This is a genomic window from Achromobacter sp. HNDS-1 (genome assembly GCF_040084795.1).
In the GTDB taxonomy this organism is placed as follows: Bacteria; Pseudomonadota; Gammaproteobacteria; order Burkholderiales; family Burkholderiaceae_B; genus Achromobacter; species Achromobacter ruhlandii.
Window position 1 is genome coordinate 1,505,669 of the sequence record NZ_CP157584.1, and the last position, 20,470, is coordinate 1,526,138.

Annotated in this window: 28 protein-coding genes; all 28 read right to left on the reverse strand. The window is 60.6% G+C overall.

From position 1 onward, the window contains the following. Position 1 precedes the first annotated feature (1 nt). Positions 2-730, reverse strand: coding sequence for a phage minor tail protein L (locus ABFG95_RS06780; RefSeq protein ID WP_348995644.1), 729 nt, complete (start codon positions 728-730; stop codon positions 2-4). A gap of 9 nt (positions 731-739) precedes the next feature. Beyond that, a complete protein-coding gene (locus ABFG95_RS06785) occupies positions 740-1,189 on the reverse strand; it encodes a hypothetical protein (RefSeq protein WP_348995645.1) in 450 nt (149 codons plus the stop codon). Further along, entirely contained in the window at positions 1,189-2,121 is a 933-nt protein-coding gene (locus tag ABFG95_RS06790; RefSeq protein ID WP_348995646.1) for a hypothetical protein, read from the reverse strand. Before ABFG95_RS06790 ends, ABFG95_RS06785 begins: the two co-directional genes overlap by 1 nt. Before the next feature lie 5 nt (positions 2,122-2,126). Continuing rightward, on the reverse strand, positions 2,127-2,465 hold the full coding sequence (locus ABFG95_RS06795) for a phage tail protein (RefSeq protein WP_348995647.1): 339 nt from the start codon (positions 2,463-2,465) through the stop codon (positions 2,127-2,129). Positions 2,466-2,473: 8 nt separating this feature from the next. Next, entirely contained in the window at positions 2,474-5,959 is a 3,486-nt protein-coding gene (locus ABFG95_RS06800; RefSeq protein WP_348995648.1) for a tape measure protein, read from the reverse strand. 45 nt (positions 5,960-6,004) lie between these two features. Continuing rightward, positions 6,005-6,301 (reverse strand): phage tail protein, encoded by a 297-nt coding sequence (locus ABFG95_RS06805; RefSeq protein WP_348995649.1) that lies wholly within the window; start codon positions 6,299-6,301, stop codon positions 6,005-6,007. Beyond that, positions 6,301-6,765 (reverse strand): phage tail assembly chaperone, encoded by a 465-nt coding sequence (locus ABFG95_RS06810; RefSeq protein ID WP_313657439.1) that lies wholly within the window; start codon positions 6,763-6,765, stop codon positions 6,301-6,303. Before ABFG95_RS06810 ends, ABFG95_RS06805 begins: the two co-directional genes overlap by 1 nt. A 3-nt stretch (positions 6,766-6,768) precedes the next feature. After that, positions 6,769-7,251: a phage tail tube protein gene (locus tag ABFG95_RS06815; RefSeq protein ID WP_313657438.1), complete on the reverse strand. Its 483-nt coding sequence runs from the start codon at positions 7,249-7,251 to the stop codon at positions 6,769-6,771. A gap of 57 nt (positions 7,252-7,308) precedes the next feature. Beyond that, a complete protein-coding gene (locus ABFG95_RS06820) occupies positions 7,309-7,659 on the reverse strand; it encodes a DUF3168 domain-containing protein (protein WP_348995650.1) in 351 nt (116 codons plus the stop codon). After that, on the reverse strand, positions 7,656-8,087 hold the full coding sequence (locus tag ABFG95_RS06825; RefSeq protein ID WP_313657436.1) for an HK97-gp10 family putative phage morphogenesis protein: 432 nt from the start codon (positions 8,085-8,087) through the stop codon (positions 7,656-7,658). The genes ABFG95_RS06820 and ABFG95_RS06825 overlap by 4 nt, the downstream gene beginning before the upstream one ends. Continuing rightward, positions 8,080-8,409, reverse strand: coding sequence for a phage head closure protein (locus tag ABFG95_RS06830; RefSeq protein ID WP_348995651.1), 330 nt, complete (start codon positions 8,407-8,409; stop codon positions 8,080-8,082). Before ABFG95_RS06830 ends, ABFG95_RS06825 begins: the two co-directional genes overlap by 8 nt. Then, entirely contained in the window at positions 8,406-8,726 is a 321-nt protein-coding gene (locus ABFG95_RS06835; protein WP_348995652.1) for a head-tail connector protein, read from the reverse strand. Before ABFG95_RS06835 ends, ABFG95_RS06830 begins: the two co-directional genes overlap by 4 nt. 41 nt (positions 8,727-8,767) lie before the next feature. Continuing rightward, a complete protein-coding gene (locus tag ABFG95_RS06840; RefSeq protein ID WP_348995653.1) occupies positions 8,768-10,012 on the reverse strand; it encodes a phage major capsid protein in 1,245 nt (414 codons plus the stop codon). A gap of 12 nt (positions 10,013-10,024) precedes the next feature. Continuing rightward, positions 10,025-10,645 carry an HK97 family phage prohead protease gene (locus ABFG95_RS06845; RefSeq protein ID WP_348995654.1) on the reverse strand — a complete coding sequence of 207 codons (621 nt, stop codon included), beginning with the start codon at positions 10,643-10,645 and terminating at the stop codon, positions 10,025-10,027. 10 nt (positions 10,646-10,655) lie between these two features. Continuing rightward, positions 10,656-11,897 carry a phage portal protein gene (locus ABFG95_RS06850; protein WP_348995655.1) on the reverse strand — a complete coding sequence of 414 codons (1,242 nt, stop codon included), beginning with the start codon at positions 11,895-11,897 and terminating at the stop codon, positions 10,656-10,658. A 153-nt stretch (positions 11,898-12,050) separates the two neighbouring features. Further along, positions 12,051-13,775: a terminase large subunit gene (locus ABFG95_RS06855; RefSeq protein WP_348995656.1), complete on the reverse strand. Its 1,725-nt coding sequence runs from the start codon at positions 13,773-13,775 to the stop codon at positions 12,051-12,053. Between the two features lie 3 nt (positions 13,776-13,778). Then, positions 13,779-14,261, reverse strand: a complete 483-nt coding sequence (locus ABFG95_RS06860; protein ID WP_313657429.1) for a phage terminase small subunit P27 family — start codon at positions 14,259-14,261, stop codon at positions 13,779-13,781. Positions 14,262-14,467: 206 nt separating this feature from the next. Next, the gene (locus ABFG95_RS06865) at positions 14,468-14,854 is read right to left on the reverse strand and encodes an HNH endonuclease signature motif containing protein (protein WP_348995657.1); all 387 of its coding nucleotides are present in this window, start codon (positions 14,852-14,854) and stop codon (positions 14,468-14,470) included. Positions 14,855-15,062: 208 nt separating this feature from the next. Continuing rightward, complete coding sequence (locus ABFG95_RS06870; protein ID WP_348995658.1) at positions 15,063-16,019, reverse strand: hypothetical protein; 957 nt, start codon at positions 16,017-16,019, stop codon at positions 15,063-15,065. A 150-nt stretch (positions 16,020-16,169) separates the two neighbouring features. Continuing rightward, complete coding sequence (locus ABFG95_RS06875; RefSeq protein ID WP_348995659.1) at positions 16,170-16,763, reverse strand: hypothetical protein; 594 nt, start codon at positions 16,761-16,763, stop codon at positions 16,170-16,172. Further along, on the reverse strand, positions 16,742-17,182 hold the full coding sequence (locus tag ABFG95_RS06880; RefSeq protein ID WP_348995660.1) for a VRR-NUC domain-containing protein: 441 nt from the start codon (positions 17,180-17,182) through the stop codon (positions 16,742-16,744). Before ABFG95_RS06880 ends, ABFG95_RS06875 begins: the two co-directional genes overlap by 22 nt. Next, complete coding sequence (locus ABFG95_RS06885; RefSeq protein ID WP_348995661.1) at positions 17,179-17,937, reverse strand: replication protein P; 759 nt, start codon at positions 17,935-17,937, stop codon at positions 17,179-17,181. Before ABFG95_RS06885 ends, ABFG95_RS06880 begins: the two co-directional genes overlap by 4 nt. After that, complete coding sequence (locus ABFG95_RS06890; protein ID WP_348995662.1) at positions 17,909-18,796, reverse strand: helix-turn-helix domain-containing protein; 888 nt, start codon at positions 18,794-18,796, stop codon at positions 17,909-17,911. The genes ABFG95_RS06885 and ABFG95_RS06890 overlap by 29 nt, the downstream gene beginning before the upstream one ends. Continuing rightward, on the reverse strand, positions 18,793-19,272 hold the full coding sequence (locus tag ABFG95_RS06895) for a nuclease domain-containing protein (protein ID WP_348995663.1): 480 nt from the start codon (positions 19,270-19,272) through the stop codon (positions 18,793-18,795). Before ABFG95_RS06895 ends, ABFG95_RS06890 begins: the two co-directional genes overlap by 4 nt. Further along, positions 19,263-19,550, reverse strand: coding sequence for a hypothetical protein (locus ABFG95_RS06900; RefSeq protein WP_348995664.1), 288 nt, complete (start codon positions 19,548-19,550; stop codon positions 19,263-19,265). The genes ABFG95_RS06895 and ABFG95_RS06900 overlap by 10 nt, the downstream gene beginning before the upstream one ends. A gap of 10 nt (positions 19,551-19,560) precedes the next feature. Next, positions 19,561-19,896, reverse strand: a complete 336-nt coding sequence (locus ABFG95_RS06905) for a hypothetical protein (RefSeq protein WP_348995665.1) — start codon at positions 19,894-19,896, stop codon at positions 19,561-19,563. 11 nt (positions 19,897-19,907) lie between these two features. Beyond that, the gene (locus ABFG95_RS06910; protein WP_348995666.1) at positions 19,908-20,228 is read right to left on the reverse strand and encodes a hypothetical protein; all 321 of its coding nucleotides are present in this window, start codon (positions 20,226-20,228) and stop codon (positions 19,908-19,910) included. Next, positions 20,221-20,424 (reverse strand): Cro/CI family transcriptional regulator, encoded by a 204-nt coding sequence (locus ABFG95_RS06915; protein WP_348995667.1) that lies wholly within the window; start codon positions 20,422-20,424, stop codon positions 20,221-20,223. The genes ABFG95_RS06910 and ABFG95_RS06915 overlap by 8 nt, the downstream gene beginning before the upstream one ends. Between the last annotated feature and the right edge of the window lie 46 nt (positions 20,425-20,470).

A 20,470-nucleotide genomic window follows, 5' to 3' on the forward strand; every position in this document is an offset into this window, starting at 1 on the left:
TCTATCCCCTAACCAAATCGGCGGCCGGAAAGCCGCCGAACGAAATGGGTTCGTACTCGCCGAATCGCTTCTTGCAATCCGACAGCAAACCCGAGCACCTGTCTCGCGCTGGATCGGTCACAGGGTTGCCTTCAAGGTCGAACATCAGATTGCCCGTGTAGCCGCAGTACGGGCCGCGATAACCGCCTTTTCGCAGCCAACCGCACACGCCCGCGATGATCGGTCGGCCTGGCAGCTTCTGACCGTCAACATCCAACGCGCTCGATAGGGCGAACTCCACAACCTCGGCTGTCTCGGCCGTCTTCTGCTGCACAATCCAAACCTCTGGCCGCAGTTCCTCCGCCGGGTTGGCGTTCTCGTTGCCATCCACGAAATTGCGAGCATCCAGATAACGTCCAAGCGTGCGCCGTACACGTACCCATGCGCCCACAAAGTCGTCCAGCTCAATGCATAGTGCTGAAATCACGCCGACTATCGGCTCGCCGTCCACGCCGGCGCCGATGTTGCCTACCGTCAGAGTCGGGGTGGGCTGCTGGCCTTCGCCCACCTGTTCAAACCCTGCGGCGGCAATTGCCCAAGGCTCGTATCGGTTTCCCTGCCACCAAATGGGGCCAACCTGCGTATAGCCATGGAAACGCTGTAGCGTCCCACCGATTGGCGTTGCGTCCAACTCGAAAAGCTCCACTAACTCGCCGACTTCCAGTTTCTGCACATCGGCATATATCCGCATGCCCATCTCCTAGGCTCTCAATACTGCAGCCAGCTCAAACAGGTCTAGGCGCTGGTCCTGGGTCATGCCCAATGCGTCCGCAGCGGCACGGATCGTGGCGCTCTCCACCTCGAATTCCACCAACTCATCCCATGCGCGTCGGTAATACTCTGGCGTGGTTGGTCTTTTCAACAGTTCGTCGAATGCATCGAACAGCGTCCACGCCGGAGCGCCATCCCTGGCCCATGGGGTTAGACGCATCGCCTCGCGTAGCTGGTAGCGGGTGACTGGGGGGGGCTGGCTTCGGGAAAGATTCGGAGCGGGCATATCTGCAATGTCCGCCGGCACCAGAGACTCTGGTAGCGCAAGGCGCTCGCCGCCGGCCGTGTAGAAGGCGTAAGCGCCCGACGTGTCATCGACAATCACATCGTCATCCACTTGCCAGTACTGCCCGGTTTCGGTGTCTTTGAAGGTCTGCATTAGCGGTACTCTTTCCATAAGTCGAAGGTCAAACCAGTACCGAACGCATAACCCATATATTGCACGCCCGGCGGGATGATTGCCGAGACTGTGAGATAGTTGGCCACTCCCGCCCCCAGAGGGACGTGGCATATGTCAGTAGCTTTGAAGGGGTTGCCCAATTGCAGAGACAGGTGTCCCGTGGAACCGGTAGATTGAGTAACGCACCGCACATACGCCACGATGGGCCGTCCTGTACTGTTAACGTAACTAACGTTGATGGCGCGGGAACCCGTGACATCAACAAGCGCCTGATCCGGACCCATCGTCCTAGCAGCTTCGGCAACTTGCTGCCATTGCCCCCAAGTGGTAAGAGTTAACTTGCTACGCCACCACCGAGCCGGCTTAGCGTCAAGAAGGAAAAATTCCTGGAACAGTTGGCCATCAAAGAGTTCGCGCACCCGTAATAGTCCCTCACCCCGTAGCGCAGGCGGGCTGTTTGGTACGGGCAACGAGACGTAGTAATCATCGGTCCAAATGAGGTCATTAAAATCGGTTTCGAGATACGCTCGCGTCGCGGGATAGCTGCTATAGCCCTCCGGAATTCGACCATCTGAATCCAGCGGCGCAACGCCACCTATCTCCCCTTTCTGCGATAGCGGCACGTAGCCACCTTCCAGCGCCGGCAGATGGGCGGCAGGCACCTTGCCCTGGTCATCCAGCGGCGCCACGCCGCCGGCCATGCCCTTCTCAGCCGCTGGAATATCGCCATCGGCCTTCGCCTTGGCCTCTGCGGCCACCTCAGCAGCACTCGCCGCGGTCGATTCAACGGCATCCACGCCTTGCTTCACCTTGGTGAAGTTGTCGTTTACCTTGCCCATGCCATCGCGCAGCGCGTCCCCGGTGCCGTCGTCGGCATGCTGCCCAATACGGATTTGCTCAAGTTCCTGCATACCCTCTATGCCCCAAAAAACTGCTGGAAAGTCACCGATAGCGAGAACATCTCGCCCCCCAGTGCCACGGCGTCGTACTCGGACGCCCGATATCTGCCCTCGTTGCCCAGCGGCGGCGTCCACAGGAAACTGCGGTAGCCCGCATGCCGGTCCAGAAACGCGATGATTTCGCCTATCAGGGCCTCTGTGCCCACGAACTCCAGCGGCCAGGATTGAACCTTGTTGTTGATGCCGTCTGCGGCGGCCTGCGTGTACCCGTCGCCGAACTTCGCTTCCAGCGTCCGAAGCTTGACTTGCCCGCGCGGGTTCACCCGAGGCGACCATTCGAAAGTGTCTTTTTCCATATCTCCCCCTACGGATTACGGCCGTTCTTGGCGTTCCAAAGCGCACCCGCGCTACGGAATGACTTATTGATTTCGGCCGGAACGAACCTCCGCACGTAGGCCTGCACCACAGACGCCAAGCCCTGTTCCAGACCCTCAGCACCTTCGGATGAGCTGCTGCTGGTGTCGCCGCGCCGGTCAACGTTGATGGTTATCTGCGTGGCCCCGCCGAGTGCGCCGGCCCCGGACACGCTAGGGAACTCGGCACGGACGCCCAGCGAGCCGTCAGGGCCGCGATGAAGCGGCATGATGGCCTCTGGGCCAGCCTCCCCCATTACCCCCGCCGGGAAGGCGATAGGACTGTCTACGACGCCGTTTGTGAACGCTCCGCCCTTTGCATACTTGGGCATTGCCCAGCTCGCTGTAGCCGGCAAGCTGCTGGCGCCCTCGCCTGCCATAGCGCCCATGGCGCCGCCAATCATGCCGACCAGGCCGCCAATCTGGTTTGTTTGGCCGAAGTTCCCGAACAGCGCTTCGCCCAGTTTGGCCGCGGCGGCCTGGGTAGTCATGCGGGCCAGCATGTCGAAGAAGGCATTGGCGATGCCTTCGAATTTCCCTGTCACCGCCTGATATAGACCGTCGCCCAGATAGCTTTGGATATTCCGCGCGCCTTGTAGCGCAAACTGGGTAAGGTCGTTCAGCCCTTCGCCCGTCAACTTACCCAACGCCCGGTTGTACTGATCTGCGCTGATTTCGTTCTTGTCGAAGGCGTCAGCCAGCAGGCCCAATTTCTCCAGCGTCTCGTCGGCCTCGGTACGCCCGGTAACCTGCCCTATGTAGGCCTTCCGCGCAGCGGCATTGCGGGTAAGGTCAAGCTCCTTGGCGCGGCCTACCAAGGCCTTCTTGATGTTCTCATCAAGCGCCGCATAAGCGCCGTTCTGGGTTTCCCAGAGAACGCGCTCGGCCTCGGTCTTGGCGTCGATCAGGGCAATCTCTTTGCCCATTTCGGCGATTTGCTTGGACGCATCAGCATTGCGGCGCGCTACAGCCTCGGCATTCAACAGCTCGACAATCTCGGCCCGGTGCTTGCCGTTCTGCCGGATTACTTCGTCCTCGATGCGCTTGGCTTGGGTCGCCTGCTCAACAGCAGCCCCGCCCTTGAGGTAGGCTGCAGCCAATTCGTTCTGCGCAGCCGCCTCGGCCTGGCGTTCCTTTACCCACCGCTTCCAAGAGTCGCCAGAGGACCGCGCCGACTTGCTCGGCAAGGCGTTCTTGCCGATGGCGGAAATCTGGTCTTCTGTGCGCTGTATGCCAGCGGTCAACGCAGTCTGACGCGCGGCAGCTCCGGCCGCAGCAACCATCCGGTTTAACTCTTCCGGGGACAAGGCAAGCTTGCCTCGGGCAATCTCCGATTGAAGCCGCGCCGCCTCCTGCGCCGACGCGATGATTGCCCGCTGCTGGGCCTCCACCTTTACCAGCTCCAGAAGGGTCGCTTTAGCGCCCGCAATTGCCTTACCGTCCTTGTCCTCGGTGGCCTTTTGCAGCTTCTGCGCGGCCTCGGCCTGGCCGGCGACAGCGCCGGCAAGTACAGCCTGCGCCTGGCTCGCCCCGTCGGCCTTGGCCTTGTACTCGCCTGCCTGTTGCGCAGTCAGCCCGATAAGGTCGCGCGCGGTGGTCAGATTCTTGAGGTACTTATCCCACTCTGCGCCCGCCATGCCGCCGACAGCCGAAGTGATCGCTGCGCCCATCGCCCGGGCACCGCTAGCCACCTTGGCCTGTTCTTCATTGAATCTGCCCAGCTTGGCGGACGCCTCGTCAACTTGCTTGCGCGCCTGCAAGACACTATCGACAACTTCCATCATAGAGGCGCGCATGTGGGAGGAGGGGCCGACCACAGCCCCCAACCCATTCACCAAGCCTACAAGTTTGGATTGAAGTTCATCGAATGGCAGATTCGAATCAGCCAGCGCTGACAATTCTTCCCTGAAGCTTTCGAAGGCTGGGCCTGCCCCCGCCATCTGAGACACCCTACCCAGTTCATGGAAGCCCTTGGCAATTCTCTTGCGGGCCGCTTCAAGCTCCTTCTCCTGCTTCTTTATGGCGCTTTCCCGCTGCACCGCGTTCAATTCCTTGAACTTGGCGATAACATCGTCCATCGGCCCTTTCATGGCTACCAATTCGGCTGCGGCCGATTTGGTGTTGTCACGAAACAGAAGCCAACCGGCAGCGGCGCTGGCCGCCAGGCCAATCAACCCGGCCGGGCCGCCCAGCAAGCTCAACAGGCCGGACCCTGCAATCCGCGCCACGCTGGTAACCGCCGCGTAGTTCCTTTGCGCCGCGGCGGCCGCATTGGTTGTCGCTGTTACCGCCATGTTGGCCTCAGCGACTTGAATTTTCGCCTTCGTCTCAAGCGCTGTTCCGCGCGCGACGTCCAGTGCCTCCACGGCATACGCTGCGGATGCCTTGGCCCTCATCAGCTCCGCTTGCGTAACCTGCACCTGTGCCCGCGCGTGGGCGATAAGCTCCTTTCGATTGGCAATAACAGCGGCAGTGGCCTTGCCCGCCTCGATGCCCATAGCGCCGAGAGTCTTTGCGAAGTAGCCTACGCCAGCCACGGCCCCGGCCTTCATCACAAGCCCGATGTTGTCCGAAAGCACATTCATGCCATCGGTCAAATACGCGGTAACGCCCCGCGCCTGGTTCACTTCCCCGACATAGCGCCGAATCTCGTTCGTAAGGCGCGTAAAGGCGTCCGCCACCGTTACCGGCATGGCGTCAGCCTCTTGCCCCATCTTCTTGATCTGGCTCGACACCTTTATCAGCTCGGCCGTGGTCAGCTTGCCATCTGCGACCATCTGCCGAAGTTGAGCATTCGTCACGCCCAAGGACTCGGCCAAGGCCTGTTGCAGCCGTGGCGCCGCGGTTATCAGGCTGTCGAACTGCTCCATCGACATCTTGCCGGTCTGGATTGCCTTTGATAGCGCGTTTACTGCCGTTGCAGCCTTCTCCGACGACGCCGAACTGACCGTTAGGCCATACGAAAAGGCTTCCACCAGGTCTAGCGTCTGTTCGGACGTGTAGCCCAACTGCGCCAACGACTCGTTGGAGCGGATGAACAGCTCGGCGGTCTGGCCGTACTCCTTGTACACCCGACCGCTGATCGTCATAAGGCGATCTTGGGCGCTGTTGAATGCATCCTGATCGCTGGTAGCGATCTTCAGCCGCGAACTGATCTGCCCCCACTCGTCGGCGTACTGAAGCAGCTTTACGCCGGCGAATGCGCTCGCCGCTGCGCGGGCGTACTCTTGGATAGCCGATGTGGCCCCCGCAAGCTCGGTAATCTGCATGCGGATGGCGGCGGCATTGCGTTGATAGGCCGCGTCGGCGCGGCGGGCGCCATTCTCTACCGTCTTGAAATACTCGCCGCCCATGCGCGATGCGCGATTCATTTCGCGCTGATAGGCGCCAGTATCCGCCGTCACTGCGACAACGATTTCGCGTAACTTCTTCGCCATGGGATACCCACAAAGAAAAGGCCCGCGCTTGGCGGGCCTGGAATGCTAAGAAACGGCCTCTTTGGCCTTGGAAAGTAGAAACGCCTTTAACGCGCTTTCACCGGCATCTGTCGCTGGTTCCCGCGTACCACCGCCACCCCAACGGATCAGCATGTCCAAGGGTTGCACCTTGGCGCCTGCGGTTTGTGCCACTGTCGCCGCCAGGGCGGCATGCAGTAGGTCTACCCGCTCATCGCCAAGCGGCGATAGGCGGTCAAACTCTCGCCACAGTGAAAGCTCGTAGGTATCTATGCCGTCCAGCACTTCGCCCAGGGTGCGCCCCAGGCGAAGCGCCAGCGACATCAAGAAACGTAGGTCTGGCGCTTCCTCGAAGGCTTTTTTGCACGGTCCTGCGCCCCCTCGCCAATGTTGCCCAGCTCGATGGCCTTGGCGACCAGACGGCCATGGACAGGGCCGAAGGCGGCCACGACGATGCCCACGTCTTCGTCGCCAAACACACGCATCGTCCCCTCGTCGGTTTGCTCAAATAGAGTGCGCACCAGCAGGCTGGCCGAGGCGCGTGTGTAGTCCACGCCTGGCGCATCAAGCTTGGCGCGGATAGCGTCCTGATCCTCACCAGGATTAACGCCGGCAGCCTCCCAGATGGCGCGGATGTGAAAGAGATGATCGCCAGGGCTGGGCGCTCGCACAATGACCTTAGCGCCCTCCCATTCCGGCACCGTAACTACTTCGTGCTGAAAGCCGGCCAGCGGGTCTGAAGCCCGGCCGCGCAACGTCCGTGCGAGATTCTTCAAAAATCCGGTCATGGCTTACTTACTCCCACCGGTCGGCGGTTGGGTCGGCGCTTCGGTCATCTTCACGGCTCCGGTTACCCGGACGTTGAACGTAGCCGAAATGATGTTGTCCAGTTGGCCTTGCCATTGGTACTGCGTCACCAGGCCCAGGAACTCGAACTTGGATCCGTCCGCGAAGGTCACCCGGAAGGCGCGGGTTTTCTTGTCGCTCCGGGCACTCACCAGCGCGGCTTGGGCAGGATCGCCGGACTTCCAGTTACCCGACATGCTGAAGGTGCCGTTGTCGTCCAGGCCCAAGGCGTATTCCTTGGCGGTGGACTTTAGTACCGTCACGTCGATTTCGGTCGTTTGGCCGCCCTGAAAATTTGGGTCTTTGATCGTCACGGCCAGGTCAGCATAGGTCGTGCCGGCGGCGCTCAGGTCCTCCGTTGCCGTGGTGGACACCTCCAACTGCGTGCCCTGGGTACGGGTGTATTGGGATACGTTGCTCGATGCCATTGATGGCTCCATAAAAAAAGCCCGCCGAAGCGGGCCGATCTACTGCCGCGGCTGCGGTCAGCGGATGAAAAAGAACTCCATGGCGGCGCCATGTAGCCTGGTCGTGGTTTCGTCGTCCTCGGCGGGTACGTCGTCGGCGCCTGTGCATGCGAAGTCTTGGCCGGCAGGAGACAGCAGTGCAAAAGCCGTTTCCATGATTTCGGCGGCCTCTTTTGGCGTGCCGGCCCAGGCGTTCACCTGAACCGCGGCCGTAAGGGCTCCGCTCGGCCCGGCCATGGTCCAGTCGCGCGCACCGCTGAACCGCCTATAGGTAACGTAGGGGGGACTTGTCCCCGAAGGGGCAACACCGGGGAAAACACGCCCACCGGCCAATCCCTTGATGCGTGCTAATACCAGCGGTTCGATCATCGCGCCCCCGTTAGCACCCGGTCGATGCCCGCCGCGATTTCCGCCTCGGTTGCAGTGACGATTTCACCCTCGGCAGCGTCGAACGCCGGCCGAAAGAATGGCTCTGCCGCCATGTTCCTCGTGCCGAGTTCGACCATGCGTCCCACCATGGCGGCATTCTTCTTTTGCCCCTCATAGATATAGGTACGCTTGCTAAGGGTCACGGTCACAGTAGCCTGCCGGGAAGCTGCCGGCGAACGCTCGGCAACCAACACAATGCCGCGCGCCATCTTGCCCAAACGCTTCGGCGCCCGTGCCTTGATAGCGCGTTGTGCCACCTTTGCCCCTGCCCGTGCGCCCTTGCGCAACGCCGGCCCCCGTTCTGCGCGTTCCAACGCTTGAAAGTCGCCGGCCAGAAGATCGGCCCCACGCACCACAACTTTAGGCATCGACGCCCCCAATAGCGCAAACTAGATCAACGTGCCGGCGTCGTGTCTCGTCCGGCAGGACAGCTTTAATTGCGAACACCTCATCGCCGTGACGTACCCGCATCGCGGCAGTGATTCCCCTTCGGTATCCGATTCGGATGCTCACAGCCGATTCGGACACCTCCTTTCCTGCGGCAACAAACGACTTTCCGTTGAGGTATCTGATGTTCGCCCAGATGCCTGAGACATGCGGAATCCAAGTTTGCGATTCATGCCCCCAATCGTCCCGACCTGGCTCGCGCATCTCGATCTCGATGCGGCTAAGCCGCTTGCCAGCATTCATTCGCTCCACCATCTATAGGGATTCGCAAGCTCGTAAAAGCCCTGCGGTGTGATTGCCAGCTTCAGGTCCGTAGATGCTTCACGGTTGACGTTCCAGTGGCCGATCAGAAGCAGCAGCGCCAGGGCGATATCATCGTCCAGGAACACCGCGTTCTCCGGCGTTGGATTCGGTGCGCTTTCAGCGTCTTTAAACAGCCGCCGCCCTGTCCTGGCTTCAAAGCGTCGTACTGCCGCGCCTAGATATCGCGTCAACAGTGCATCGCTCGTCTCGGCCTCATCAATGCGCAACTGCTCCCGGATCTCTTTCAGTTCCAGCATTGCCCAATACGGGCCGGTTTCCCGGCCCGCCTCCCTTTCGATTAGCCCCCGGCGGCCGGCTTGCCTTGCAGCGCTTTGATAGCGGCTGTGTCCTGCAGAACGCAGCCGAAACGGGCGAACACCAGGAAGCCGGTTTGATCGAACTCGGCGTAGCGCTCGACCAGACGCTTGAGGGTCATATAGCGCACGTCGCGCACAATGAATTCGTTGAAATCGCCGGCGTACATGAACTTCTTGCCAGCGCCCATATCCGAAATCGCCTGATCCACCACGTACTGGTACTTCAAGATGCGAGCCGGGGCGGCGGCATCGATGCCGGGAATCCAAAGGGGACGCCCCTGCCCGTCTTCCATTTCCTCGATGACCTGAAGCGTGGAATCATTGAACGCCAAGCGGAACTTGGGCGCATTGCGATAGGCCGGGTCGATGGAGTGAATCAGGCCATTGATTTCCTTCCAATTCAGCTTGGCAGCGTCGGCGGTCGTCTTGCCTACGGCTGCCGAAGCCTCAAGGCCCTTGGGCTGCGCTGGCGAGCCCCCTTTCGCGGCTGCACCGGTCCCCTGCACAATCAAACGGGCACGGGCGCGACCGATGCGACTACCCGCGCGACCCGCCACATAGGCCTCCATGTCGATACCGCTGTCGGCCAAAAGTTCGTTGGAGACACGGATTACTTTGGAGGTCAGTTTGTGGGCGCCCATGGAGTCCATACCGAACTCCACATCCTTCTCGCCGGCATCGGTGTTTTCGCCGATCAATTCGCCCTCATCCTCTGCCCCGTTGCTGGTCGGCCATTCAATGACGTTACCGCCAGCGGTTACCAGCGACTGCGCCACCGATGCGATGCCGCCGAAGGCCTTCAACGACTCCTGCACGCGAGCGATAAAGGTGGTTGGGACGGTATATCCGCCCTTCACCTTATCGCCCACAGCCTGGGCACGCATTTCCGCAAGGATGCTCCGTTCTTCCGGCGTCAATTCGCTGGCGCCGTGGCGCAAGAACTTGTCGAAGGCAGCGCTCCGCCTCTCGTCCGGGGAGGCATCGCCCGCAGCCGCGGCCGCCTTCGCGGCGAGATCGCCGCCGTTGTTTTCGACGTAGCGCTGCTCGGCGTCGCGCAAGTCTTCTTCTCGCGCGATCTTTTCGTCCAGGCCTTGAAGGTCGGCTTTCATCGCGTCCCAGCGGGTACGCTGCTCGTCGCCCCATGCGGCCTCGCCCTGGGCATCATGGTATGCGCGCATTTCGGTAGCGACTTGCGCACGCTTTTTCTTCAGTTCTGCAAGGGTCATTGTGGACTCCGTTTAGATAATTGACATCAATTCAAGAAAGCGTTCGCGTGCGCGACGCTCGTTTACAGCCTTGGCCGCCAGTTCCTGGATGCCCTCGGCTTTCTTCTTCCAGCTACCCAGCGAGCGCTGGGCGGCGTGGCTATCTCCATAGGCCGGATATGTCACTGGCGACACGTCTCGCAGCCCGGCCAGCCTATGGATCGTTCGCACAACAATTTCTCCCTCGCGTCGCCATTCGTCGCCATCGGCTGCAACGCGAAAACCAAAGCTCGACCCGGTTACATCGCCACGCTTCAATGGCGTCAACACCAGGTCGCGCACCGTCTGCGTGTCCGGCGGGTCGATCATGTAGGCCAGGCCACGAGAATCGATTTCAAGGCGCAGCGTGTTGCTACGGGTGCGACCTAGAACGAAATTCGGGTCGTGGTTGAACAACGCCCGCACGTCATCGCCCAGCACATCGTCAAAGGCTCCCGGCGCGATTTCCTCGACGAAGGAACCAAAAAGCAAGGCGCTTCGGGTGTTGAAAACCGACGCATAGCCGATGATCTGCGGGTGCTGTACTTCGCCATCGACGGACATGCGTAGCTCGCACGGCTGGTTTTCCAGCGTGCGCAATTCGAATTCATTCATGGGGCTTTTCCTATTGGCTATCTGCCGGCGACTCTGCTGGCGGCCCAGTCAGCGACTGGCCGACTTCTTCAGCCGGCTTTGCGTTGACGCTGACCAGCATCTTGGACAGGCCATCGCGCGGGCTAATGTCTTCGAGTACGCGCACCTCGTTGCGGTCCATCCACCCGTCTGTAATGGCGTAGTGATAGAACTCCGCCCGCTCTTTCGGGGTGCCGCGCAGCAGGCCTGCGAGATTCAACTTCACGTAGTACCCGGCTCGCCGCTCGGAGGCGGTGAACAGCTTGCAGTTAAGTTCCTGCTCCCAGTTCACCGCCCACGGCATCATCGAGTACCGCACGAAGCGGATGCTCTGCTCGGTGATGTTCGAATTTGTGGCGCGCTCAAGGTCGTTGATCATGTCCGCCGGGACGTTGTAGATGGCCGCAATTTCTGTGCGGTTCATCTTGCGCGTTTCGAGAAACTGCGCCGCCTCTGGCGGAATCGTCAACGCGCGATAGTCCAGGTCAGCCGGCAATAGAAGCGTCTTGTTCTCGGACTGAATAAGGCGCGATACCGCCCGTGTCCAGAAATCTCGCAGACGGTTCCAAGACGTATCTTTGAGGTCGCCCTTGACGGTCAAGATGCCAGTTGGACGCCCCCCGCCTTCGAAAAAATCTCGCCCGTAGCGTTGGGCAGCCAAACCGAGGCCCAGCATCTCCGCATGCTGCTGGATGATGCTTGTACCCATGCGCCCTCTAGAACCCAGGGCACGCACATGCACCATATCGTCGGGGTGTACGGCCAGAGGCTGACCGTCCTCATCCTGCGTGCTGTATATCCATCGGCCCGCCGGCTTGACCAACGTAGTGGTCCACGGCGTGCAAAATTCCAGGCTACGCAACTCGCCCGACCGGCTCCGCATGATCCGGGTGTAGCCGTTGCCCCATCCCAGGACATGATGCTGCTTGGTCTCGCGCCATTTGTAGCTGGTCTGAAAGTCGTTCGGCTTGGAGTGGACCAGGTCAAAGGCGGGATGATCCGTTGCCGGCGTGATCTTCTCGCCCTGCTTGCGCAGCACCACTGCCGGCAGTTGGGCCACGTTGCTCGACAGCACGTAGTGGCACGCATACACAGCAGACAGACTCAACGCACCTTCGGGCGTAACGGAGATGCGCGAGCCTTCTCCGTGTAGATACTCCTGAAGATTCTGGCCCGTCAGAGGAATCGAAGGGCTTTCAATGCTGCGCGCTTCGAACAAGGACGATAGGATCATTTTCGCCCCCTCGCCGCAGCGCGCAACGCGAACGCCAATAGCAAAGCGCCCGACACAATCAACGACGGACCCGTACCGAATTGCACGTACACTCCGGCCGCCAAGCAGCCCAGCCCAGCGAGGCCAGCCGCATCAATCAGCAAATTTTTCATCTCACATAACCAGAATGTCGTCGTCGGTCAGACGGTCCAGAACGGACCCGCTCCGCTCGGCAAGCATTGCCCGCCCGATCCCCATAATCAGCGCCACAGCGCCGTCGATTTTGTTGTCGTTGCCCTGTTTGATGGGGCGCACGATGTCGTCATTACCCGGCAGGTTCTTGCCAATGACGTTGCTGATACACCAGGTCATGATCGGATTGCCGTCGTGATGGAATCGGCCCGACTGAATCGCGGCCTCCAATTCCTTCATGGGATCGCTCATGTTTGAGTAGTTCTGCACTACCGTGATGGGCGTTAGCCCTTCATCGTCCAGGTGATGCGATAGGTTAGTGGCGCCACTTGGGTCGATCGGAGATTCCAAAACGGGGTTTAGCCGGTTGGCTTCCTCCGCCTCAGCAAGAATTTCCCGATAGTCAATCTCGGCGCCTTCAGACGTGTGCAAGTGACCCGTGTTTACCCACTTCTGGAAGCGCTCGGCCATGCGCCGGTTGTCGGTGTCGGCAACCGTGTCTTCCGGCACCCAGAAACGGGGCGCAACGCTGTAGTAGTGGCGCTTTCCGTCGATATCTCGGTAGAAGACACGCGCCATGCTGTTCATGTCCAGCTTGCGCGCCAGGTCGAACGCCAGAATGCAGCTTTGCCCCTCGAATTGCTCCAGCGTTAGGGTTTCGTCCTTGCACGCTTCCCACTGCTGGATGTTGAAATAGCCCGCCTTGGCAGTCACCCACAGGTTTAGGTGCTTCGTTTTGAAGGTGTTGGTAAACCTCGCCTGCTTGATGGCGCGTTGCTGCTGGCTGGCCAGGTAATCGGCGTAGACCGAGACACCCATATTGGGGTTGGCCTTCGCCAACACTTTCGGGTCCGTCCAGTCGTCCCCCTCATCCAGCGTCCAAATCCAACCGAAAAGCTCATCGTCGGGCACTAGGCCCTCAAGCATCTCGATCACTTCGCGGCGCTTGTCGTAGCAGGGCCCTTCGATATTGGAGCCGGCCGTGGTGATGATGAACATCAAGGGATGGCGTCGCGCTCCCATGCCGGTGAGCATGGTTTCGTATAAGGCGGCGCTGTCGTGTTCGTGGTATTCATCCACAATCGAACACGACGGCGACGCGCCGTCGCCAGGGTTGCCGATAACCGGTTCGAACCGGCTCCCATCCTCCGGCATGGCGAGTGCCTGGGCGTTCACCTCGATTCCCATATGCTCAACGAGCATTGGCGAGCGCTGGACCATGAGCCGAGCCGGCCGGAAGACTTCCCACGCTTGCTTTTCGGTGGTCGCCCCCGAGTAGACCTCGGCGCCGAACTCGTCATCGGCCACGAACATCGAAATGCCAACGCCCGCGGCGATCACGCTTTTGCCGTTCTTGCGCGGCACCTCCCAATACGACTCACGAAAGCGGCGCAAACCGCCTTTTTTCCGGACCCATCCGAAAGTCACGGCAAGACCGAACTTTTGCCAGGGCTCAAGCGTTACCAACTGCCGTTTGAATGCCCATTCCCCCTTGGTATGGGGCAGCAGTTCAATAAGGTTTAGCTTCTTCTCCGCCTCGGCGGCGTTGAAGCGGTAGGGATACTTTGCCGACTTGCTGGTCGCCAGGTCGTCAAGGTGTCGCTGACACGCCAGTACGACATACCGGCATGCCGGAATCTTGCCCTTGACTACATCCTTTGCGAACTTCAGCGCCTGCGCGACCCGGGGATACTGGGGCGCGGCCATGCATCAGCCTCCACCCAGGAGCTTGGCGAAAGGGTTCCCCGCGCCAGGCTTCTTTGGCCCCTGCATACGTTGGCGGCTGGACGGGTCCAGGCCCAGGAATGACCCGTATGTGGCCATCTGCTTCAACGCTTCATTGGCGACGGTCGCTGCAGGATTTTTCAGCGGCCCGCCTTGCGAGCCGGCGACTACGATCCCATTGGCCTGAATATCCTCTTCTGCCTTGCGGAAACGCCCATAGGCGGCGCAGTAGGCTTCCAGGTTCTGGATATCGGTCGCCTGCAGGATCTTTTCTCGGCACAGCAGCGGCGCCAGATGTTCCCACAAGTCGCGCCCGTGCCCCTGCAACCATTCCGGCGCAAAGACGTTCGTGATTTCCCCGTATGACGGGGTGTCTTTATTGATTGCGCGTTTTCCGGGGTTGCCCGCGGCCAGCTTCTTTTCCGCTGGTTTCGGCTTGCGCCCGGAGCGTCCCGCTACTCCTGCCATAGCCTGCTCCATTGGTGAAAAAGTGCGCACATGGCGCAGCACCGCTGAATTTGATATTTCGCGGGCGTAAAAAAACGATGAGGGGTGCGGTACTGGCGACGACCGGCGCATAGATTTGCCCTCCCCCTCCTATCGAGTGCGGCCCTACACCTCAGACCGCCGCAGCAGGCCGCCGGCCGACGATCCGGGACGCCCTAGGGTCAGTTCTACCGCTTCGCTCTAGCGCGCGCCCTGCCGCTTTCCTTGGCTGTCTTGCGCTTGTGACATTCCACGTTGACCGCACACAGGTTGTGCGGCTCGTCGGCGCCGCCCTCTGCCTTCGGTTTTCGGTGGTCGACCTCCGTGGCAGGCACTACACGGCCGATGCGCTTGCATTCCTCGCACCGGCATAGGTAGCGGTCTCGCTTCAGGATTAGTAATCGAAGCCTGCTCCAGTCGGAGCCGTAGCCGCGCTGATGCCGGTTGCCTCGCTCGCGGTCAGGCTTCCAGCCGACCGCATCGCCTGCATGTTTCTCGCAGTAGCCTGGCGTGCGCACCAAGGCCGCACAGCCCCGATGGCGGCACGGCAGCATCGTTCGTCGCGCCATCCACATCCCCAATGATCTTGCCGGGTCCCACCAGCTACACACCGCCCGGCGCGATGATCCCTACCCTACGCGATATTCCCCGCGCGCGGCGCTCGCTGGTAGGGGAAAAAGCAAAAGCCCCGCCGGGATCCCGGTCGGGGCTTAGATCAAAGTGGGAGGCAAACCCACGCAGCCTTAGACGAATAGTGTGACCGAATTCAGCGCAGTCTGGTTGCTATTGGCCGACTATAGGTGAAGGCAAGAAGTGTTCCCGGTCGTCCACAAGAAATACGAAGCTATCCAACTTAACTCTCGGAGCAGTGGGATATCGTCCTGGATCAAGCAGCCTAGATGCCAACCTCTTAGCAGATTTGGCAAATCGCTTTTCCGCAATAATCACTAAAAGCCCTGTGACCACCTTGGAGTTATCTGCTGCCAAACTCTCCGCGGCCTTGATTAGGTCCGCCACGTCTTGGTTGATCTTAGCGTGGCTGACTGCGGGAGAATACTGCATGGCCTCAAGAACCACAGGCCTTTCGTTCAAGCCGGCCAAGCCATCGACGATCATTCCTTTGACGGCCATGTCACGCCGAATTGGACCGTAGAGCGTCTCCAAATGAGCGAATGCGGCCTCCCGATCACGGTGACGCAATAGCATCACATTAGTGATCGCAAACGTCTTAGCCGGATCCTCCATTAGAGCGTCTTTCGCTGCTGTGCTGAACCAGTCTTGCCAAATGTGTGTGTGATCGACCTTAGCATTAGCCGTGCCCGGTGGGTCAGATGGCTGATCACCACTTCCAGGCTGCACATGCGATATGTCGGAGGTTATCTCCTCTGGTGAACGCTCTAACTGCGCCCCCTCCAGTTCAGTCGCTGCAGCCTCTTCAATGTCCTGCATGGACTTGTAAGCCACCTCGGCCCTGCTCGCAGGCCGAATCAAGTCCATAAAGTTCTTTTCGTCGTTGTAATCTCCCGGACCATACAGCGCATCTCGCTTAGTGTGCAGCGTATAAAAGAACAAGGCGACCAAGCCAGTGGGAAAGAACATCAAGAACCACACATAGGTGCCCTGTACTGCTGGCTCCAACATCGGGAGAACTACCGTGCCACTCACCTCCGCTATCACTGCAAACATCGCAATGATGGTCAATGGGTTTCGGATATGGGCAATTTTGGCGACGGCTGACATGTTTTCCCCTAAAGCTAAGCGAGATAATAGTCAGTATCAAGACAAAAAGTAACTCCCATCTCAAGCCACCTGCTGAATGTAAAAAACCCGCCTAGAATGCTCCGGGCGGGTTTATCGCGCTGCAGGCGGTTTCTGCCCACGACACACGAACTATAAAGCGACGCGACCAATACCGCAAGACCTTGGTGCGACACTTGACGCGCATCGAATCAGGCCGCGACGGCGGAAGACTGACATAAGTTCGGCCTTAGCTTCTTGATATGCTGCGTGCTGCTGCTCGGGCGTCAGACGTGGGTTGCTAAATACGCAGGCGCCGGCGGCCTTATTTCCTGCATGTATGCCAATAGCGGCGCGCAGTTGCCACCCTAGCGAATCTATGCAGACATCAACTTGCTCGGCTTGCGCGGTGGCCAGCCTCTTGTCAATTTCGTCCGCGTCGCTGTAAGCGATTTCCGACACGCCTCGGGCGTAAACCGACACGCGGCCCGCCCCCAGGTTCGGCCGATACGCCCTCGCCCACCTGTACCACACCATCACCAGCGCCTCAATTTGTTCCGATTCTTCGCGCGTCATAACCTGCTCCTTGCCAAACCACACCGCCCCGAACGGGTCGTTTCGAATTTCTTTCCAGTTCACCCAGGCCCAGCGCCTGATCTGCTGATCCTGCTTTCGCTCCAGCACCAGGGCCGGGTCATCGCGCTCCCACCGTCGAAGCCACCCCATCAGATGATTCCCGGTGAGCAAGTGATTTTCGGATCGAGATAGCCCACAAGTACTTCCCGCGCTTCATCAAAGCTGCGGCAAACCTCAACGCGGTAGCCTGCGCAGCGAAGAAACGCAATCCAGTCCTTCTGGTGCGGGCTTACGCGGCCTGCCTGAGTTTTCATCTCGATCCACAGTCCATGGCAGCCGAAGCGCGGCACCGGTAGGCACAAGTCCGGCACCCCGGGTTTGACGCCCTGCCCTTGCAACTTCGCGGCAACCGCCGCATGACGCTGGCCGCCGTTGGGAACGTGGAATAGGCGAGTCAACTCCGGGTACACCTTGACCTGGCGTTTCGCCCATGAGATCACCTGGGCCTGGATAACGTCCTCACTGATTGCGGGCTTGACTTTGACGCCGTTCTTGGTGGCGGTCATTTGATAGCGCGGCCAGCGGCTCATGCCTGCGCCCCCAAGTCAGTACCCAGCCGCAGCGCGTTGTGCGCCATCGCCACGACGCCCGGGGAGTAGCGCCGGCCCTTCGGGTTCTGCGTCTCGGCGATGATGCGCTTCCATCCGCGCAATGGGTCCCGCCCGGATTGGTCCATGATTCCCGTCGCGCCGATCTTGCGCATCTGCTCTTGTGCCTGGGCGCGGCTTGCGGCCGTCAAGGGCGGGGCGGGCAAAGCCCTGACGATGGCTGGGACCGGCTTCCACTCCCCACGGGCCAGCACCTCATTCAACGTCCGATCCCACCGCGCCTTCATCGTGGCGTATGAGCAATGCTGCATGTCGTGCGCCCCCACTTCCACCGCCGCCCAGAAAATCGCCGGGTGCGGCCAATGGCCCTGTTCGCCGTTGTGACGTGCGACCATCCCCGCTGCCGCCTTGTGGAAAGCCACCTCGGGCTCCAGATCCGGCCGGCAGGCCCGGATGAACTCCCCGACGCTGGGCGGCCATTCAGGCGACATGCGCCGGCAGGCCCGCAGCCCTTCGGCAACATCCTGAGGCGTCAACCGCTCTTCATCGAACGCTTCCGCCCACGCCTCTTTCCAGTTCTCGATGCTCTGCATGTCCGGGAAGTCCTTCAGCCAGCGCCCGCCATAAGTCCCGGAGAGCCGGTTCCACAGGTGGTCGATCAGCGAAATACCTTCCAGCTTCGCCATCGGCACCGCCCACATGGACCGATTAGCCGTCGATTGTGAAACCGTCGTCATAGGCCTTCGCTCCGGAGGTTCGATTGCGGTTTACGTGTGCTGTGGGGTTGAACTTGCCCGGCCGGGGCGAAGCGCCGACCACTGCGCCATTCGGCGCGAACATCCCTTGCCAGCTTTTTCCGATGGCGTGGGCAATGACCGTCTCCGGCGTGTGCCCCTGCTGGCGAAAGCCCGCCAGGTCGATGACTTGCTGCTTGGCCGCCTCTTCGGTCAGCGGCTTGCGGATCTGCACGCGGTGGCGCACCCAGCGCCCCCACAGTTCCGGATCGAGCCAGTCCGGCAACTCCAGGCTCATCGGATCAAACCCCGGCGGGCGCTTGCGCGCGCCTTTGACGGTTCTTGATGGTTCTGACGGTTCTATGACGGTTATATGCGGGTGCAACCCGTTGCACCCTTTCATGTCGTGGTTTGCACCCTTTAGGTCGTCAGTTGCACCCTTTATGTCGTGGTTTGCACCCTTTAGGTCGTCAGGAAAGGGTGCAGATTTTTCGTTTGGCCCCTTCTCCTGGGCGTCGGGAAAGGGTGCAAATTTTTCGTTTGCCTCTTTTTCACTCTCTTGAGCAGGCGGAATGGGTTCCCGACCGGCCAGCCATTCCGGCGATATCCGATACTCGGATGCCCGATTGCGGCCACCGTTACCCGAGTTCACCGGGATGAGCCAGCCCGCCTTGCGCATGTTCTTCAGTTGATACTGCACGGCGCGCACCGACTGGCGAGTCTTCTCGGCCAGCGTTTCCACATAGGGAAAGATGTGCGTGCCATCGTCGTGGGCATGGTCCGCCAAGGCAAGGGCAAGCAGCAACTCGCCCCCACCGTTGCGGTAGCGCTCAAATACAGCGCCAAACACCTTTGCGCTCATTGCGCACCTCCGTACAAAAGTTGATATCCGCGCTCGGCCTCTTCAGGCCATTTGCCCATGGCGATGATCCGCAGCCGAGTCAGACGCAGGGCGGGCACGAAATAGGACAGCTTCAATTCGTATGAAGCCTTGGATTGATCCAGGAAGTAGTGGCAGCCACCGCAGGCGTGCGCAGTGGCCCAGTCATGCGCCTTGATCCCCTTCCCCTTCCCGTCGCGGATCTGGTTGGAATGGGCAGCAACCGTGCTTTCAGTGCCGCCCCAGCAGTACCCGGGCACCCACACAAGGCACTCTTGGCCCTCGGCGAGCGCCAGCAGCGCCGGATTGCGGTAAACGGTCTTGGGCGGCTTCTTGCCCCTCTTGCGAGCCTTCATCGCAGCTCGGGGCGGCGGCATCGGCCTGGCGCGCATCATCGGCACTGTGCTGCGTTTCAGCGGCGTCTTCCGCCGCAATCGCGTCTTGCGTATCAACGGCATGCCGCCCCCTGCCGCTTCCGGACACGCGCCCAGTGCACGAACTTCCAGCCGTTCATGTGGCGCTTGACCAGGCCGGCTTTCGCAGCATCAAACAGAAAGGAATCAACGGCAGCCGCCGCAGCATGCTCCCGCGTGCCGCTGGCCCACGGGTTGACTGCGATGAGGTCTGCCAGCACCAGCGCGCGCAAGGCGGTCACATCAACCCTGCGCCGCGTGTCGATGATGGCCTGGCGCACTACCTCGACCGTCTCCGGCGGCACCCGGTAGCCCTTGAACATGTGCAAGCAGCTACGCATAGAGGCCACTCCACTTCAGGAACGGCTTGCGCACCTTCTCATGGAACAGGGTCGCGGCTGTTGCGTTGTGGTCCAACTGGGCGCGGCTGTCGATCCCGCAGGCGTTGCGCACGAAATGCGCCGCGTGCTGGTTGGGACTCACGCCCGGCGGGGCGGCGCCGATACGGGATTCAACCCACTTCTGAAACTTCGCGTTGCCGCACATCATGGCCGCTACGCGAGACAGCGCCGCCCCCTTGCCTGCCGCTGGCGCGCGTACTGCGCGCGCCGGGCGCCCTGAATCGCTGCGCGTCAGCGTCCTACTTTTTGCCGTTGTCGCGCTATGCATGCGCTCATTCCTCAAGAGGCTGCTTCAAGAGCAAATACAGTCGGCACTTGCGGTTTTGAAAACCGATGCGTCGGCAATGCCTCCAGGTCTCGCGCATTGACCTGAAACACGTTGCTTATTTCTTTCTTAGAGAATGGAAGCGGCGACGGCGACCGGGCCGAAGACGAGAACGCGACGCCCAATCCGGATTGCCGAACACCCGGACGCACAAGGACGAACTCCATCAAACCTCCAGGCATGGTGCGTAGAGGTACGGCGATAAGTTCGCCCTCGGCCAGAAATCGCCCCCCCTCTTCCAGCACGATTGGGGGTTGGGGTTTGAATTCATGCATGTGGGTGCCCTCCTCCCAGGTGCTGTGCCGCGCCGGGCACTTGCTTACCCAGGCGAAGAGCAGCGCCTCGGACCCGGTCAATCCGCGCTTGGTCCAACTCCGTAGGCCACAGCGAAACCGCACCCCGTGTTATGCCCAGCGCGCGGGCCAAGGCCGCGCCGCTCCCAAACGCCTTGATGGCATCTTGCTTAGTCATGCCTCAAGCACTCCGCTTCAGGTTAGTCAACTAAGCAAATAATATG

Excerpts from the sequence above, each read along its gene's own strand:
- ABFG95_RS06905 (WP_348995665.1), bottom strand. The coding sequence starts at position 19,896 with ATGCATAGCGCGACAACGGCAAAAAGTAGGACGCTGACGCGCAGCGAT.
- ABFG95_RS06895 (WP_348995663.1), bottom strand. The coding sequence starts at position 19,272 with ATGCCGTTGATACGCAAGACGCGATTGCGGCGGAAGACGCCGCTGAAA.
- ABFG95_RS06810 (WP_313657439.1), bottom strand. The coding sequence starts at position 6,765 with ATGACCGGATTTTTGAAGAATCTCGCACGGACGTTGCGCGGCCGGGCT.
- ABFG95_RS06790 (WP_348995646.1), bottom strand. The coding sequence starts at position 2,121 with ATGCAGGAACTTGAGCAAATCCGTATTGGGCAGCATGCCGACGACGGC.
- ABFG95_RS06915 (WP_348995667.1), bottom strand. The coding sequence starts at position 20,424 with ATGACTAAGCAAGATGCCATCAAGGCGTTTGGGAGCGGCGCGGCCTTG.
- ABFG95_RS06805 (WP_348995649.1), bottom strand. The coding sequence starts at position 6,301 with ATGTCGCTGGCGCTTCGCCTGGGGCGCACCCTGGGCGAAGTGCTGGAC.
- ABFG95_RS06885 (WP_348995661.1), bottom strand. The coding sequence starts at position 17,937 with ATGACGACGGTTTCACAATCGACGGCTAATCGGTCCATGTGGGCGGTG.
- ABFG95_RS06855 (WP_348995656.1), bottom strand. The coding sequence starts at position 13,775 with ATGGCCGCGCCCCAGTATCCCCGGGTCGCGCAGGCGCTGAAGTTCGCA.
- ABFG95_RS06785 (WP_348995645.1), bottom strand. The coding sequence starts at position 1,189 with ATGCAGACCTTCAAAGACACCGAAACCGGGCAGTACTGGCAAGTGGAT.
- ABFG95_RS06845 (WP_348995654.1), bottom strand. The coding sequence starts at position 10,645 with ATGAATGAATTCGAATTGCGCACGCTGGAAAACCAGCCGTGCGAGCTA.
- ABFG95_RS06840 (WP_348995653.1), bottom strand. The coding sequence starts at position 10,012 with ATGACCCTTGCAGAACTGAAGAAAAAGCGTGCGCAAGTCGCTACCGAA.
- ABFG95_RS06830 (WP_348995651.1), bottom strand. The coding sequence starts at position 8,409 with ATGAATGCTGGCAAGCGGCTTAGCCGCATCGAGATCGAGATGCGCGAG.
- ABFG95_RS06780 (WP_348995644.1), bottom strand. The coding sequence starts at position 730 with ATGCGGATATATGCCGATGTGCAGAAACTGGAAGTCGGCGAGTTAGTG.
- ABFG95_RS06900 (WP_348995664.1), bottom strand. The coding sequence starts at position 19,550 with ATGTTCAAGGGCTACCGGGTGCCGCCGGAGACGGTCGAGGTAGTGCGC.
- ABFG95_RS06820 (WP_348995650.1), bottom strand. The coding sequence starts at position 7,659 with ATGATCGAACCGCTGGTATTAGCACGCATCAAGGGATTGGCCGGTGGG.
- ABFG95_RS06835 (WP_348995652.1), bottom strand. The coding sequence starts at position 8,726 with ATGCTGGAACTGAAAGAGATCCGGGAGCAGTTGCGCATTGATGAGGCC.
- ABFG95_RS06865 (WP_348995657.1), bottom strand. The coding sequence starts at position 14,854 with ATGTGGATGGCGCGACGAACGATGCTGCCGTGCCGCCATCGGGGCTGT.
- ABFG95_RS06795 (WP_348995647.1), bottom strand. The coding sequence starts at position 2,465 with ATGGAAAAAGACACTTTCGAATGGTCGCCTCGGGTGAACCCGCGCGGG.
- ABFG95_RS06860 (WP_313657429.1), bottom strand. The coding sequence starts at position 14,261 with ATGGCAGGAGTAGCGGGACGCTCCGGGCGCAAGCCGAAACCAGCGGAA.
- ABFG95_RS06815 (WP_313657438.1), bottom strand. The coding sequence starts at position 7,251 with ATGGCATCGAGCAACGTATCCCAATACACCCGTACCCAGGGCACGCAG.
- ABFG95_RS06850 (WP_348995655.1), bottom strand. The coding sequence starts at position 11,897 with ATGATCCTATCGTCCTTGTTCGAAGCGCGCAGCATTGAAAGCCCTTCG.
- ABFG95_RS06910 (WP_348995666.1), bottom strand. The coding sequence starts at position 20,228 with ATGCATGAATTCAAACCCCAACCCCCAATCGTGCTGGAAGAGGGGGGG.
- ABFG95_RS06880 (WP_348995660.1), bottom strand. The coding sequence starts at position 17,182 with ATGAGCCGCTGGCCGCGCTATCAAATGACCGCCACCAAGAACGGCGTC.
- ABFG95_RS06890 (WP_348995662.1), bottom strand. The coding sequence starts at position 18,796 with ATGAGCGCAAAGGTGTTTGGCGCTGTATTTGAGCGCTACCGCAACGGT.
- ABFG95_RS06870 (WP_348995658.1), bottom strand. The coding sequence starts at position 16,019 with ATGTCAGCCGTCGCCAAAATTGCCCATATCCGAAACCCATTGACCATC.
- ABFG95_RS06825 (WP_313657436.1), bottom strand. The coding sequence starts at position 8,087 with ATGCCTAAAGTTGTGGTGCGTGGGGCCGATCTTCTGGCCGGCGACTTT.
- ABFG95_RS06800 (WP_348995648.1), bottom strand. The coding sequence starts at position 5,959 with ATGGCGAAGAAGTTACGCGAAATCGTTGTCGCAGTGACGGCGGATACT.